Raw genomic sequence first — 14,714 nt, forward strand, 5'->3', positions numbered from 1 at the left:
CCTGGCGGTGCACGGGTTTTACAGATGTGCGCCGCGCCGCCTAGCCCGCTTCGCGGTTCAGCTCCCTCCCGAGGTGAAACCGGTCCGGCGCATTGGCATAAATCCGCGTGCCGGCATGGGCACCCATCGCGGTCACATGGATCGTCAGCGTGCGGGTATCGGCAAAGGAGATCGCCTTGGGTTGGACCAGCACGCCGCCGACTTTATAGGCGGTCAGGGTCGACACTGTCTCATATCGCTGGGCGTCGGCGTGATGATTTGGGTCCTTGTCATATAGACCGTCTACGTCCTTGATGAGATGGCATTCAGGCGCGCCAAGCTCCGAGGCGATAAAGAGCGCCGAGAGGTCACTCCCGCCCCGGCCCAGAAGGACCGGCTCATCAAGTTGGTCGATGCCTGAATATCCCGGAATGATCAGCAGGGGGCATTCCTCGAGCGTTGCCTCAAGGAACCGCCGGTCAAGCGAAAGCGGTGCGGCATCCATCCGGTTGCCCGCCGCCCGCAAGCGGATCTCAGCAGGTGAGAGCGCACGGGCGGTCTCGCTCCGGCCTTCAAGCTCCCGAGCAAGGGCATCGGCGCTGGCAAATTCCCCGGCAGCAATCAGGCCCGCTCGAGCCGGGGATTCTGCTTCCAGACCCTTCTCATTGGCCTCGAAGATCCGCCGGTCGGTTTCTCCGGCAAAGGCCGAGACGACCGCGATGACCGGCGCGCCCGTCATCCGCCAGCGCAGCATTTCCGTTGCGACCGCCGGGAGGTCAGCTTCAGAACGCAGGACAGAACTGCCGAATTTCAGGACATGGATACGGGCCATCGAATACACCTTCCGTAGACATACAAATGCCGAAGACGGCCTGCCTGCGGAAGAAATATGGAGCACAAAGGGAGAAACGGGCGCGAGGGGACTCGCTCAATCTGGCCCGACCCCGCTTTAGCTGTATTTCTTAAAGCGCCCGCAAGCTGAGATCGTCAAATCGGCGCTGAGGCGGCTCAATGGCATGATCATGGGGCATTGTCCAGACGGGATCACGAAGAGGGGTTTTCATCGGCATGAAAGCGGTGCTATTGCCCCGCTTCTGGCCCAGAAGGGCGGGTATAGTTCAACGGTAGAACGGCAGCCTTCCAAGCTGCATATGCCGGTTCGATTCCGGCTACCCGCTCCATCTGCCGGCATTTCTTGTCTCCCCATCACCGCCGTAGCAGAACGGGTTTTTCGCGTGAGGGGATGTCATGAGCGGATTTCAGTTCAGCCCGGCAGTCGATCTGCCCGCCGACTGGCGGCAAGGACTGTTTGCGGGGCGCATTGATCGGGGCGAAGGGCCGACGCCGGTTATCATCAGGGGCGGGCATCTATTCGATGTGGCGGCCATCGCGCCGACAGTTTCTGAGCTGATGGAAATGGATGTATCATCCATCGAGGGCATCGATCTAGGGGAGCTTGAGGGGTTCAGCCTGTCCGCAGAGGAAGGCGCGCCAGTTCGGCTACTCTCTCCCATCGATCTGCAATGCGTGAAGGCAGCAGGGGTGACCTTTGCTGTCTCAACCCTTGAACGGGTGATCGAGGAGCGGGCGAGGGGTGATGCGTCCGGCGCGCTGGCGATCCGGCAGCAGCTTGAAAAGGAGGTTGGGTCTGGGCTTCAGACCGTCGTACCGGGGACTGAAGAAGCCGCCGCCCTCAAATCCGTCCTGATTGAGGCGGGGCTTTGGTCACAATATCTAGAAGTCGCGATCGGTCCTGATGCGGAGATTTTCACCAAGGCACCGGTGCTCTCATCTGTCGGCTGGGGGCAACAGATCGGTGTGCGGTCGGATTCCCATTGGAACAATCCCGAGCCTGAAGTCGTGTTGGCTGCGCGCGCAGACGGCACGCCGGTGGGCGCGATGCTCGGCAATGATGTCAATCTGCGGGATTTTGAAGGGCGCTCGGCGCTGCTCCTCAGCAAGGCCAAGGACAATAACGCATCCTGTTCGCTGGGGCCGTTCATTCGGCTCTTCGATGAGGGCTTCACGCTTGATGATGTGCGGGCGATGGATATCACTTCGCGGATTGAGGGCCCGGAGGGCTTCACTCTCGAAGGCGTCAATTCGATGAGCCAGATCAGTCGAGATCCGACGGACCTCCTCAAACAATGCCTCAGCCAGCATCAGTATCCGGATGGATTTGTGCTGTTCCTCGGGACCATGTTCGCACCGACCGAAGATCGGGGCGCCGCAGGCGAAGGCTTCACCCACAAAATGGGTGACAAAGTCTCGATCTCATCTGCACGGCTTGGCCGACTGATCAATCAGGTGACGACCTCGAAAGAGGCTGCCCCATGGCGTTTCGGGATCAGGGAGCTGATGGCCAATCTGGCGGCCCGCGGGCTTCTGACCCGCTGAGCCGCCGGATCAGGATCAGGCGATATCGACTTCGATGTAAGTCGTATTCTCCGTCGCCGGATTTTCATCGAAACCTTCAAGATCGAAGGGCGGCGAGTCATTCGGGATCGGGAAGATCGTTGCGAAGGGCTCATTGTCGATGAAGGTGAAGGTTTCGTCGAAGGCGAAATCATCATCCGTGGTCGAGGTGGAGTTCGGGAACAGGCTGAAGCTCGGTCCATTGAAGAAGTCCGAGGTGATCCCGGCAGTGAACCGCAACAGCCCGATGAACAATTCGAGGCTGAACCCAAGCTGGGTGAGGTTCGAGAACACCGCGTCCATATCAACGTCGATCGTGAAGTCGATGAGACCGTCCGCATCCCCCATTGTGTCAACGTCAAAGCCTGTCGGGGCCGTGACGGTGATGTCATCACCGACATTATAGCCGGTGATCGTGCTGCCATCCTCAAGCGTGAGGAGAAGCGGCAGATCTTCGATCGTCAGCTCGAAGTCCTGGATCGCGGCCAGTGTCGCGATCAGGTCGATGGCAATCAGGTCAAAGCCATATTCAACCGAGATGAGGTTGAGGTTGACACCGGCCACAGACGTGGTCAGCCCGAAGCTGCCAGACTCGCCGAAGGTGACTGGCGCACCGCCCAGTGCTGCGGAAATGCCTTCCGCGATGATGGCGTCAATATCGATCGACAGGCTGGCAATATCGTCCGTCTTCTGATCCGGATCGAGGTTCCGCAGCGTATCCGGATCAACTGGGACACCAGTCGTGTTGATGACCGGCGCGTTGAAGGACAGCGTTCCGAAACCGGCGAGATCGAATTCGAGTTCGTTCTCGCTGGGGTCGGGGAAGTTGAAGATATTGAAGCCGGGCTCGCCTTGATTGCCCTTGAAGCCATCAATGTCGCCTGTATCGAAATCGAAGATATCGATCTTGGTGCTGCCGACATAGAGGTCGAGCGAGGTATCGAGATCGAAGACGAAGTCGAGGCCGAAGCTGACCTGCGGGCTCATGGTAGAGAAGGTCGCGCCGCCATCAAGCGTATAGGCCGATCCGATGGTGAAAGTGTCACCTGCTTCGACCTGACGCGGCACGGTGAAGACCACCTCGACCGGCAGATTGGCATCGACGCTGCCGGAGTTGAGATAGAAATAAGGCTGAAGGCCCGCTTTCACATCAAGCCCGCCAACGGTCCGGACGCTCGGTACAGAGATCGATGTCGGAACATCGTCGTCCTCACAATCCCCTCCGAAGAAATCGACCACGGCACAGCCAAGATCTTCGAGCGCATCAACAACAGAGCCGATCCCTTCGAGGATCGATTGCAGGACGCCGCCGGCAAATGTCTGACCGCCCAGAATGGTCGTGCTGAGTGAGGTGTACTCATCAATGCCGAGGAAGGGCAGGTCGGGATCGAGGATGATCGCATCCCCTGTGCCGAACTGGCTCTGCCCTTCGGTGACGAAGACGAGATCGTCGGTGAAGTCTATATCGGCATCGTCAGCACCAACCACCGTGACCGTAATGGTCTTGGCTTCGCTGGTATCAGTCGGCGTGCCGCTATCGTCGATGGCGACATACTGGAAGGTCATGTCGCGGGTCTCACCGGCTTCGAGGAACTGGAACTGGTTGTTCCCGGACGGATCGGTGATCAGGTTAAAGGTGAATGTGCCGTCGCCATTATTGACGACCTCACCATATTGATGCCCGAACTCATCCATCGGCAGGCCGAGGATCTGATAGCTGAGGATATCGGTGGCATCGACGTCGCTGGCATTGAACATGCCGGTGACATTGAGCGCATCCTCGCTGACGGAGACCATGACATCTTGTGCGATCGGTTCGTCATTCGTCCCGAAGATGGTGATCGAGACATCGGTCGTGGCGGCGCCGCCATTCCCATCATCAATGGTGACCGTATAAACCTCGGTGATGGTCTCACCATCGGCGAGGAACTGCACCAGATCGTCATCGAGGGCATAATCCCAACGGACCCAGCCGCCGTCACCCAGACCCGTCGTATCCATGACGAGCGACGAGACTAGCCCGCCTAGTTGGCCGCCAGGATTGGTCGTCGATTTGAAGACGGCCGAGGTCGTGTGCGTATCGGAAAGGTCAACATCACCGAAACCGATATTGCCGGTATCTGTGAGTGTGACCCCGCCATCTTCTTCGATGACAGAGCCATCATCCGTGCTCTCAATGGTCACGAGATCATTGACGCCATTGATGACAATCTTGAGCGTCTTCTCGACGCTCGAGACAAGACCATCCGTAGACGTATAGACAAAGGTGATCATGTCCATCTCGCCGACGGCGAGGAAGTCGAACGCATCCTTCTGATCGAAGCTCCAGGTGCCGTCCGGATTAACGGTCAGCATCGCGTCTTCATTGGGAAGGACCGAAGCGCCATCATAAAGATAGACGCCCGGATTCTCGACCGTCAGGGTCTCGCCAAAGACGGAGATATCATTGTCGAAGAGATCCCCAGTGACGATGATATTCTCGTCAGTGGTCGCATCATCGTCTTCAGGACGGATCTTGAAGCTGTTGGGTACCTCAAAGTCCGGCTCGGGAGCCACAAAGCTGCCCGGATCCATGGTCGGCCGCACAAACTGGAGGAAGACTTTCTCAAGATCATCAACCGTGAGGTCTTCATATTTGTCGACGCCGAAGGTGATGAGCTCCTCATCAGTCTGCCAGAAGCCCTGGAAGCTGAAGGGCGAGCCGGTATTCGGGTTGAGGGTCTGTACCTCACCCAGCTCAAAGACTGTGTTCTGACTGACATCGCGGATCCAGACAAAACTGCCATTGGCGAACTGGATGGCTAGGTCATTATCCGTGAAGGTCAACCCGCCTTCTTCGTAGAGCTCCACTGGTGTGTAATCCAGGACATCAACGGAGAAGTAGTTGATATAATCATCCAGCACCGCAAACAGCTTGTTGGTGATATTGCCGGTCAGCGCATCACTGCCATCCGTGTACGTGACGTTGAAGCAGATCTGGTCGGACTGGTTGCCGTCAAAATCCATGATGAAGGTCTGGAAGAGACCATTCGCGTCGATGGAATCGACTGTGACATTCCCCATGCCGTCCGTGGACGTGGTCACGACGATGTCGATGATGAAATCATCGGCCCCTTCTTCGCCATAGAGGTAGTTCTGCCCCTGACGTCCGGCGAGCGTATCGTCATGCTCACCGCCGAAGAGCAGGTCGAAGCCCGTGGTGACGGTATTCCCGCCAAGGATGAAGTCGTCATCCTCTTCGCCATCGAGGGTGTAATCCCCGGTGCCAGAGCCAATCAGCGTGTCATTGCCTGTACCGCCAAGCACGGTGTCGCCGCCGATGGCGATGTCATCTTCCGTCCCGAACACGCCATCCATGCCGACGTCATAGACATAGTCCGTGCCCGCATTGCCAGCGTCGATGATGTCATCTCCCGCGCCGCCATCAACGACGTCGTCACCATTGCCGGCCTGGATCACATCATCACCGTCACCGCCCGAGATCGTGTCGTTCCCGGCGTCGCCGTCGATCGTGTCATGGCCGAGGCCACCTGCAATATTGTCCGCGCCGGCCTCACCATCGAGGCAGTCATCATCTGCGCCGCCATCGATCGTGTCATCGCCCGCGCCGCCAAGAATGGTGTCATCACCTTCATTACCAGCGAGGAGGTCGACTGCATTACCCCCATCAATGGCGTCGGCCCCGAGGCCGCCCGCGACCGTGTCCGCGCCTTCTCCGCCGAACAGCGTGTCATTGCCATCACCGCCGGTGATGTCGTCATTGTCATCGCCGCCATCGATATAGTCGTCGCCATTGACGCCTTCGAGAACGTCCGCGCCGCCTTCGCCGAAGATGACGTCATTGCCGTCATCACCGAAGAAGCCGCTTTCGACATCAAAGGCATCCGAGCCGGAGATCGAGTCATCGCCAGCGCCGCCGAGCATGGTGTCATTGCCCTGACCGCCGCGAATGTCGTCATCGCCGCCTTCGCCCTCGATGAAATCATCATCATCATTACCCGACAGGCTGTCATTGCCCGCGCCACCGAAGATCTTGTCGTCACCGGCGCTGCCATCGACATCGTCATCGCCTTCATTGCCGAAAAGGACATCCTCGTCCTTGCCGCCGTCGATGTCGTCATCGTCAAGACCGCCAAGGATCGTGTCCTGACCATCGCCACCTTGAAGATTGTCTTCACCGGCCTGACCGAAGATCAGGTCATCGCCTTCATTCCCGGTGATGTCGTCGCCCTGACCGATCTCATCGCCGCCGACGAGGGTGTCGTCGTCCTTTTGTCCCTTAATCGTATCAACGCCTGCACCGCCAAAGACGAGGTCATTGGCATTGCCGCCATAGATCGTGTCCGAGCCATCCTGACCGAGGAGCGTGTCATCTGCATTGTTGCCCGAAAGAATATCTGCGCCGGACCCGCCAAACAGCAGGTCGATCCCGCCGCCGCCTTTCAGCGTGTCGTCACCATCCGCGCCATCGATCGTGTCGCGGTTAAAGCCGCCGTCGATATTGTCGTCACCGCCCGCACCCAGCAACAGGTCATGGTGATCGCCGCCGAAGATGACGTCATCGCCGCTGTCGCCGCAGATCGTGTCATTGCCGCCCTGACCATCGATCGTGTCGTCATTGCCCTGACCACGGATGATGTCATTGCCGCCGCCGCCATAGATGAGGTCGGCGCCTTCCACGCTTGATTCATCGAGAGGGCCGTCATCACCGGAGAGAATATCATCGCCTCCCTGGCCCTTGATCGTATCGGCGCCGCCGCCCCCGAAAATGGTGTCCTTGCCTTTGCCGCCTTGGCCGAAATCCTGTCCTTCAAGAAGGTAGATCAGATCGTGCCCGCCGCGACCGTCCACATTATCGTCACCGCTGAGGTCTTCCCCAAGACCCGGAAATGTTTCGGACGTGTCGTCGCCAATAATATTCGCCATGATATGTACCTCTCCCTTGGTTAACGCAGGTTAAGGTGAGCGGCATTGAGCGTACCCCCACGAATGGGGGGGATATCATCCGAGTTTACCATTTCCGGGGCCGAAAGCGCCTTCATATCGCTGCCACTGGCAGGGATTTGGCTGTATCTCATCGAATACTGTGTGGATAACCGTCGACCTTCATTAGAAGAATAAGGCACTCTGTTTCCATTGAGCGTCAAAATAGCTGCGCGCTGCCTGCATTGACGGTCCACAGAAGCGCTGTATGTGCGCTCAAGACCTCAAAGGCCTGATCTCACAACCCATGCGCATCATCGCTGCGAATCGCTTCTACCGGCCCGACCATTCTGCAACGAGCCAGATCCTGACTGATCTGGCCGAGGCGCTGGTCCGGGACGGCCATGAGGTCACGGTCATCACCAGCCGGCTAGGCTATGAGGATGCCGCGGCTGATCTGCCCAAACGCGAGACGCTCGACGGGGTCGAGGTGATCCGGGTCTGGAGTACAAAGCTCGGCCGGGCAGGGGTCTTTGGCCGGATGCTCGATTACCTGACCTATTACCTCTCGGCCTTCCTTGCCCTGATCAATGTCGTGAGGCGAGGCGATGTCCTGATCGCCAAGACTGACCCACCGATGATTTCCGTTGCGGCGGGCCTTGTCTCGAAGATGAAAGGCGCGCGGCTCGTCAATTGGTGTCAGGACCTTTTTCCGGAAGTCGCAGGCGCGCTCGGCATGTCATGGGCCAATGGCCCGCTCGGAAAATCGATGGTCTGGCTGCGCAACCGGTCACTCAAGGGTGCGGCGCTGAATGTCGTTCTCAATGAGAATATGAAAGAGCATCTGATCGCCGAAGGCATGCCAGAGACGAATATCTCGGTCCTATCCAACTGGTGCGATGCGCGAATCCGTCCCGTTCCCGAGACGGAGAATGAGCTGCGCCGCGAATGGGGGCTCGAGGATAAGACGGTCATTGCTTATTCGGGCAATCTTGGCCGCGCACATCTGCCGCCACAGATCGCAGAGTTGATACAGCGCACACGGCATATTGAGGGATTGGCGTGGCTGTTCATCGGTGGCGGCAAGGGTGCCGATGAGGTCCGACGGGCGGCGGCCTCAGAAGAAGGCGGCACGGTCCTTTTCAAACCCTATCAGCCGCTGGAGCGGTTATCGGAAAGCCTGTCTGTTGCTGATATTCATCTGATCAGCCTTGCGCCTGAATGCGAGGGGCTGATCATGCCGTCAAAATATTATGGCGTCCTCGCCGTGGACCGGCCGGTCCTGTTCCTTGGCAGCCCGGATGGCGCAATTGCCCGGGACTTACGCGAACATGGGCATGGTGTGGCGATCGATCATGAGGCGCCCGAAAGCTGGCGCCCGGCGGTCGAAGAGCTGCTGGCCAGCCATAAAGACCGCCGGGGGCTGATTGATCCTGCCTGGGGTCATGCGGGGCTGGGCGAATGGCGCGCGGCGCTGAAGGAACTTGGCTGACCCTGCCTATTCGACAGGGTAGGGACCATCCTCGAAGGTTTCTTCGTGATAACCTTTCACGCCGACTTCTGCTGCCAGTTGGCTTAGCGGAGAGCCGCCTTTCGCAACGCGGGCGAGCACGGCGGCAAAATCATGTTTCGGCGTCCAGCCCAGCTCTTTTTGTGCAAGCGAGCTGTCATAGACCCGGTCGATCCCGGCGGGCGCGGTCCAGCCAAGGGCGTCATAGACGGGCCGGTAATCCGCATATCTGCCGATCACCGCCGGGGCATTCTCCCGCAGCTCGCTCGTATCCTGCGGGCTGAACGGCGTCGGGGCACTGATGATATAGCGTCCGAATCCGATCTGCGGCGCTTTTTCCGCTGCCAAAAGATGCGCGCTGACGACATCCTCAATATCGACACGGCGATGGAGGAACTCATTCGCCTGCGCATTCGGTGTGCTGAACAGCGCGCGGGCGGCGGGGTCATCCTGCTCTTCCGGGAAGAACCTCGATGTCCTCAGGATGAGGCAATCGAGCCCGTCCTTCTTGTGAGCAAGCCAGCAGAGATCTTCGGCAGCAAGTTTGGTTGCGCCATATATGTTCTTTGTCACCGGGCGGACCTCTTCGGTAATCCACGCGGCGGGCGCACCGGGAGGCGGTGTGAGGGCCGCGCCGAAAGCGCTGGTCGTGCTGGTGAAGACAAAGGCGCCGACTCCTTCGCTAATCGCCGCCTCAAGCAGATTATTCGTGCCCGTCACATTCGTGTCGATGAAATCCTGACGACTGTGGGTCGCAACATGCGGCTTGTGCAGGGTCGCGGTGTGAAGGACGGCATTGATGCCCCGCATCAGTTCGCGGACTAGGCCGGGGTCCGTGATGCTGCCGACATGGTCGGTGAAGGGACCGGGCTTGATGTCGATGGAGACCGCCTCGGCCCCATTCCCGCGAAGACTGCGCATCAGGGCCTCGCCCAGATGTCCCGAACTGCCCGTGACCAGATATCGCATGATGGCGCTCCCGCTTTGCGCCGGCGGCTCGCCAGCCGACCCGGATAGGGAATTAGGGCCCTCCGGGAAACCCCTTTCATACAGTTTGCGCTCTCATTTCGGGGGTGCGTCTGCGGCCTTCTCAGAGAGGGCCGGGCGCGCTAGGCTTTACCGAGAAACAACAAAAAGGGAACACCATGACACGCACCCTTGCGGCGACACTCCTTCTCTCGACTGCGCTCTGCCTGCCAGCAGCGGCAGCCGCCAAGCCTTCCGCGCGGGAGGCAAAGGCCTTCATCGCCGAGGTTGAAGAAAATTATGAGCAGCTCTGGGAAGAGGCGGCGCGCATCGCCTGGCTCAAGGCGACCTATATCAATTTCGATTCCAACTGGCTTGAAGCGAAAATCAATGCCGAGCTGACCGAGATCGCGGTCGAATATGCAAACCGGGCGAAAGATTTCGATGATACCCGAGTTTCCGATGATGTGCGGCGTAAGCTGAATATCCTGAAGCAGAGCATTACGCTGCCGGCACCGACACGTGATGGCGCGGCCTCTGAACTCGCTGCTATCACCTCGCGCCTCGACAGTGCCTACTCAACCGGCAAGATCGATTTTGAGGATGAAGTCGTTCCCCAGAACCAGACTGAAATCCTGATGCGCCAGCTTCGTGACCCAGCCAAGCTCGAAGAGGTCTGGACGAAATGGCGCGGCAACTCGGTTCAGATGAAACAGGACTATGTCGACATGGTCGAAATCGCCAATGCCGGAGCGAAAGAGCTTGGCTATGACGATCTGGGCCAGATGTGGCGGTCCAATTACGACATGGATCCCGACGCCTTCGCCGAAGAAACCGACCGGCTGTGGGGACAGGTTGAGCCGCTCTACACAAATCTTCAGTGTCATGTGAAATACAGGCTGAACGAGGAATATGGCGACGAGGTCGTTCCTCTCGACCAGCCGATCCGCGCGGATCTTCTCGGCAATATGTGGGCACAGAGCTGGGGATCTATCTATGATCTCGTCGCACCGCCAACGGGGGACAGCGAGAGCATCAATCTCGACGAGATCCTCGTGGCCGCGGATTACACCCCGCTGAAAATCACGCAGACAGCCGAGTCCTTCTTCACTTCGCTTGGTTTCGATCCGCTGCCGGATACGTTCTATGAGCGTTCGCAGATCACCAAGCCGGAAGGCCGGGAAGTTGTCTGTCACGCCTCGGCCTGGAACCTCGACAATGTCGATGATATCCGGATCAAGATGTGTACGGAGGTCAATGCAGATGACTTCCGCACCATGCACCACGAGCTGGGGCACAATTTCTACCAGCGTGCCTATAACAAGCAGCCTATGCTGTTCCGGGGAGACCCCAATGATGGTTTCCATGAAGCGATTGGTGACATGATCACGCTGTCGATTACGCCGGAATATCTCCAGCAGATCGGTCTCGTCGACGAGGTTCCGTCCGCGGATGGCGATCTTGCGCTCCTAATGAATGAAGCGCTCGAGGGGGTGGCATTCCTGCCCTTTGGTCTTCTCGTTGATAAATGGCGCTGGCAGGTCTTCTCCGGCGAGCTGACGCCTGAGACCTATAATGATGGCTGGTGGGCCCTGCGCGAGCAGTACCAAGGCATCCGTCCGCCTAATGAGCGTCCGGCTGACGCGTTCGATCCGGGTGCGAAATACCATATCCCGGGCAACACGCCCTATATGCGCTACTTCCTTGCCCGCGTCCTGCAGTACCAGTTCTACAAGGCCGCTTGTGACCAGATCGGCTGGGAAGGGCCGCTTCACCGCTGCTCCTTCTATGGTGCTGAAGAGGTTGGCGAGAAATTCAACGCCATGCTCGAAAAAGGAAATTCGCAGCCATGGCAGGACAGCCTGGAACTCTTCACCGGCACGCGGGAAATGGATGCGTCCGCGCTCGTCGAGTATTACCGTCCGCTGATGGAATGGCTGGAAGCGGAGAATGAAGGCCGTCAGTGCGGCTGGTAACCAACGCCTGATTGACACATGACGAGAGCCCGGTATCCGGACAGGATGCCGGGCCTTTTTCTATCCCGCCGGAGCCGATGATGAACGCTGCTGCCCCGAAATCCCGCCCCTCACGGGCTGCGATCCTGATCGGTGTGACGCTCGGGATCGTCATTCTGGTCAACTTGATCTCCCGGCAATGGCTGGGCGTTATCGTCAATGATCAGGCCGAGCAGGTCGTCTACTCACAGGACTGGCGGCTCGTTTATGATGAGCAGATGCCGGTCTATCAGTGGATGACCAATATCCTCCTGCGGCTGACAGATTACTGGGTGCTGACACAGGATCTCGTCAAATATATCTGGCTGATCCTGACGGCGGTCTGCCTCTACCGGCTCGGCCAGCGCATGTCGGGCGCGGCGACGGGTGGGGCGCTGGCGGTGCTTTTCGCCTTCCTCCTGCCGACCGTGAATGAAGATCTGCTGCGGGAGTATTCGCACTCCGCCGCCCTCATCGCCTTTACCGTCATGAGCATGCTCTATTTCGTCAAAGAGGGGCGAGAGCGGCCCCGGTTTGAGACGTGGGCGCCGGGCCTTGCGCTCATCTGGGCACTCGGCATCTACGCCAAGCACTCGATGATGATCTTCATTGCAGCGGAGATTGCCGCCTTTGCCTGGCTCTTCCGGCCACGCTGGCCAGAACTCCGCTCACTGATCACCACGGCGGGCGCGGCCCTACTTGCGGCATTGCCAATCTATCTCATCATCGCCTTTCACCAGACGGTCGTGGCCGAAGGGGTTGAGGAGTTTATGGGGGAGGGGTCTCCCATGGCCCGGTTCCGCGGGCTCACCGATTTTGCCGGATCCTTGCCAGCCGAAGGCGCGCTTCTCTTCCTCGCCTGCGGCATCGGCTATCTTTTCGCACGGGGTAAAGCGGGAACCACGGTCGATCAGAATACGCGGCTGATTTTTTGGATGAATGTCGCGACGGTTCTGCTCTTCGTGCTCGGAGTCGTCATCTCCAACGCGTCGGTGTTCCGTGACCGCTGGTTGTCTCCGGCGCTGATCCTCTTTGCGCCGGTTGCTGCCCGCTGGTTCATTTTCGGGTTGAAGGCCCGCACCGCGCGGATCCTCGCGGTTTCTCTGTCTGTCGTCCTCCTCATCATCGGGTTCGAGCGGGCAGCCGAACCCCTGCTCAATCGGGGGTCGGGTAAGATTGATACAGAGAATCTGCCCCTCCGGGCGATTGCACGCGCGGTCGGAGAGGTGCGGGACCCGGGCGAGATCGTCGTTGCGGCTAACCAGTCGGTCGCCGGCACGATCAAGATGATGCGTCCCGACCTCATCGTCTATTCGCCCTGGACCATCGAGAACCTTGCCGAAGACGCCGATGACATCCTTCTGGTGACGACACAGAAACCCTCGATCAAGCCGTTGAATTTCCCTGATGAAAGCTGGTCATGTGAGACGCCGCATGAATTCTATTTGCCATATCATCTGGTGACCGAGGGGACGTTCCGGTTCGAGCTCTCTCATTGCCGAAAGGGATAATTCGCCCGTTTCCAAATTCCTCGTCCCGTTCTAGGCTGAGCGTCTGGGGATTGGTGCTTGAGGGGTATGGGCATGTTTTCGAAATGGTTTGGCGGCAAGGGCCGGCAAAGGCGCGAAGAAGAAGACTATTTCGCGCGGTTCACGGCGGAACTCGCCAAGCGTGGGCCGGATGTACCCAAGACAAGCGGCCCTGACATTTACGAGCAGTCGCGGATCTATCACCGGGCCGAACCGGCCGGGAAGATGGCCGCCGTCACGACCAAGCCGCTCGCAACCCAGCATGACCTTTCGCTTGCCTACAGCCCCGGCGTGGCGGGTCCCTGCCTCGACATCCAGAAAAATCCGGCTGCGGCCTATGAGATGACCAACAAGTCGAACACGGTCGCGGTCATCTCCAACGGTACGGCGGTTCTGGGCTTGGGCAATATCGGCGCCATGGCGTCAAAGCCGGTGATGGAAGGCAAGGCCGCGCTCTTCAAGGCCTTCGCAGGCGTCGATGCCGTCGACATCTGCATTGATGAGAAAGACCCCAAAAAGCTCGCCGACATTATCTCGACGCTGGGGCCGAGCTTTGGCGGCATCAATCTCGAAGATATCAAGGCACCGGACTGTTTCATCGTTGAAGAAATCTGCCGTGAGCGGATGGATATTCCTGTCTTCCATGATGACCAGCACGGTACAGCAACCGTGATCTATGCAGGGCTGATCAATGCGCTGGAGTTGACCGGACGGACGCTTGAAAGCCTCAAGCTCGTCGTCAATGGCGCAGGCGCAGCGGCGATTGCGACGCTCGATCTTCTGACCTCACAAGGTCTGCCCAAGGACAATATCACCCTGTTTGACAGTCAGGGATGTGTGACCACTTCCCGCAAGGGGCTGGAGGCACGGCGCGCTGTCTATGCAAAGGAAGGCAAGGGGCCAAAATCTCTCGCCAAAGCGCTTGAAGGCGCGGACATGTTCCTCGGCGTCTCGAAAGCTGCCGCGCTCAATCCGCTTTGGATTGCGCATATGAACAAGGCGCCGATCATCTTTGCGCTGGCCAATCCTGAGCCCGAAGTCTGGCCCGCCCATGCGCTGGAAGTGGCCTCCGATGCCATCGTTGCAACGGGGCGCTCAGATTTTGCCAATCAGGTGAACAACGTCCTTTGTTTCCCATTCCTCTTCCGCGGGGCGCTTGATGCGCGGGCGCATTCGATCACCCCAGCGATGCAGCGGGCGGCCGCGCTCGCCATTGCCGAGCTTGCGCGCTCAAAGCCGGGCAAGGAAACGACCGATGCCTATCCGAATGACGATTTCGTCTTTGGACAGAATTATATCCTGCCCAAGCCCTTCGATGCCCGTCTGGGCGAGGTCGTGCCTGCTGCCGTGGCGCAGGGCGCAAAAGAGGACGGTGTTGCGGGGTAGGGAAAACCCTGA

At 58.9% G+C, this 14,714-nt stretch carries 8 protein-coding genes and 1 tRNA gene; 6 read left to right on the plus strand and 3 right to left on the minus strand.

The window, feature by feature from the left end; all coding sequences use genetic code 11:
* Positions 1 to 40 precede the first annotated feature (40 nt).
* Positions 41 to 811, minus strand: a complete 771-nt coding sequence (locus DX908_RS15545; protein ID WP_116393398.1) for an amino acid kinase family protein — start codon at positions 809 to 811, stop codon at positions 41 to 43.
* Positions 812 to 1,086: 275 nt separating this feature from the next.
* Here DX908_RS15545 and DX908_RS15550 point away from each other — a divergent pair.
* Both DX908_RS15550 and DX908_RS15555 read left to right on the plus strand, forming a co-directional pair.
* Positions 1,087 to 1,160 (plus strand) — tRNA-Gly (locus DX908_RS15550).
* 67 nt (positions 1,161 to 1,227) lie between these two features.
* Positions 1,228 to 2,376: a fumarylacetoacetate hydrolase family protein gene (locus DX908_RS15555; protein WP_116393399.1), complete on the plus strand. Its 1,149-nt coding sequence runs from the start codon at positions 1,228 to 1,230 to the stop codon at positions 2,374 to 2,376.
* A 15-nt stretch (positions 2,377 to 2,391) separates the two neighbouring features.
* Here the strand turns inward: DX908_RS15555 and DX908_RS15560 are convergent, their stop codons facing one another.
* On the minus strand, positions 2,392 to 7,320 hold the full coding sequence (locus DX908_RS15560) for a calcium-binding protein (protein WP_116393400.1): 4,929 nt from the start codon (positions 7,318 to 7,320) through the stop codon (positions 2,392 to 2,394).
* A gap of 304 nt (positions 7,321 to 7,624) precedes the next feature.
* Here DX908_RS15560 and DX908_RS15565 point away from each other — a divergent pair, with 304 nt between their 5' ends.
* Positions 7,625 to 8,809 carry a glycosyltransferase family 4 protein gene (locus DX908_RS15565; protein WP_233508734.1) on the plus strand — a complete coding sequence of 395 codons (1,185 nt, stop codon included), beginning with the start codon at positions 7,625 to 7,627 and terminating at the stop codon, positions 8,807 to 8,809.
* A gap of 6 nt (positions 8,810 to 8,815) precedes the next feature.
* Here the strand turns inward: DX908_RS15565 and DX908_RS15570 are convergent, their stop codons facing one another.
* The gene (locus tag DX908_RS15570) at positions 8,816 to 9,796 is read right to left on the minus strand and encodes an NAD-dependent epimerase/dehydratase family protein (RefSeq protein WP_116393402.1); all 981 of its coding nucleotides are present in this window, start codon (positions 9,794 to 9,796) and stop codon (positions 8,816 to 8,818) included.
* Between the two features lie 176 nt (positions 9,797 to 9,972).
* Between DX908_RS15570 and DX908_RS15575 the strand changes: the two genes are divergently transcribed.
* The 3 genes from DX908_RS15575 (at position 9,973) to DX908_RS15585 (ending at position 14,702) form a co-directional block, all read left to right on the plus strand.
* Complete coding sequence (locus DX908_RS15575; RefSeq protein ID WP_116393403.1) at positions 9,973 to 11,769, plus strand: M2 family metallopeptidase; 1,797 nt, start codon at positions 9,973 to 9,975, stop codon at positions 11,767 to 11,769.
* An 80-nt stretch (positions 11,770 to 11,849) separates the two neighbouring features.
* Entirely contained in the window at positions 11,850 to 13,298 is a 1,449-nt protein-coding gene (locus tag DX908_RS15580; RefSeq protein ID WP_158548873.1) for an ArnT family glycosyltransferase, read from the plus strand.
* Between the two features lie 72 nt (positions 13,299 to 13,370).
* A complete protein-coding gene (locus tag DX908_RS15585) occupies positions 13,371 to 14,702 on the plus strand; it encodes a malic enzyme-like NAD(P)-binding protein (protein WP_199564779.1) in 1,332 nt (443 codons plus the stop codon).
* The last annotated feature ends 12 nt before the right edge of the window (positions 14,703 to 14,714 follow it).

This window comes from Parvularcula marina, from assembly GCF_003399445.1.
GTDB classification, from domain to species: domain Bacteria; phylum Pseudomonadota; class Alphaproteobacteria; order Caulobacterales; family Parvularculaceae; genus Parvularcula; species Parvularcula marina.

Coding starts and splice junctions, on each gene's coding strand:
- DX908_RS15560 (WP_116393400.1), bottom strand. CDS start 7,320: ATGGCGAATATTATTGGCGACGACACGTCCGAAACATTTCCGGGTCTT.
- DX908_RS15545 (WP_116393398.1), bottom strand. CDS start 811: ATGGCCCGTATCCATGTCCTGAAATTCGGCAGTTCTGTCCTGCGTTCT.
- DX908_RS15575 (WP_116393403.1), top strand. CDS start 9,973: ATGACACGCACCCTTGCGGCGACACTCCTTCTCTCGACTGCGCTCTGC.
- DX908_RS15585 (WP_199564779.1), top strand. CDS start 13,371: ATGTTTTCGAAATGGTTTGGCGGCAAGGGCCGGCAAAGGCGCGAAGAA.
- DX908_RS15570 (WP_116393402.1), bottom strand. CDS start 9,796: ATGCGATATCTGGTCACGGGCAGTTCGGGACATCTGGGCGAGGCCCTG.
- DX908_RS15555 (WP_116393399.1), top strand. CDS start 1,228: ATGAGCGGATTTCAGTTCAGCCCGGCAGTCGATCTGCCCGCCGACTGG.
- DX908_RS15580 (WP_158548873.1), top strand. CDS start 11,850: ATGAACGCTGCTGCCCCGAAATCCCGCCCCTCACGGGCTGCGATCCTG.
- DX908_RS15565 (WP_233508734.1), top strand. CDS start 7,625: ATGCGCATCATCGCTGCGAATCGCTTCTACCGGCCCGACCATTCTGCA.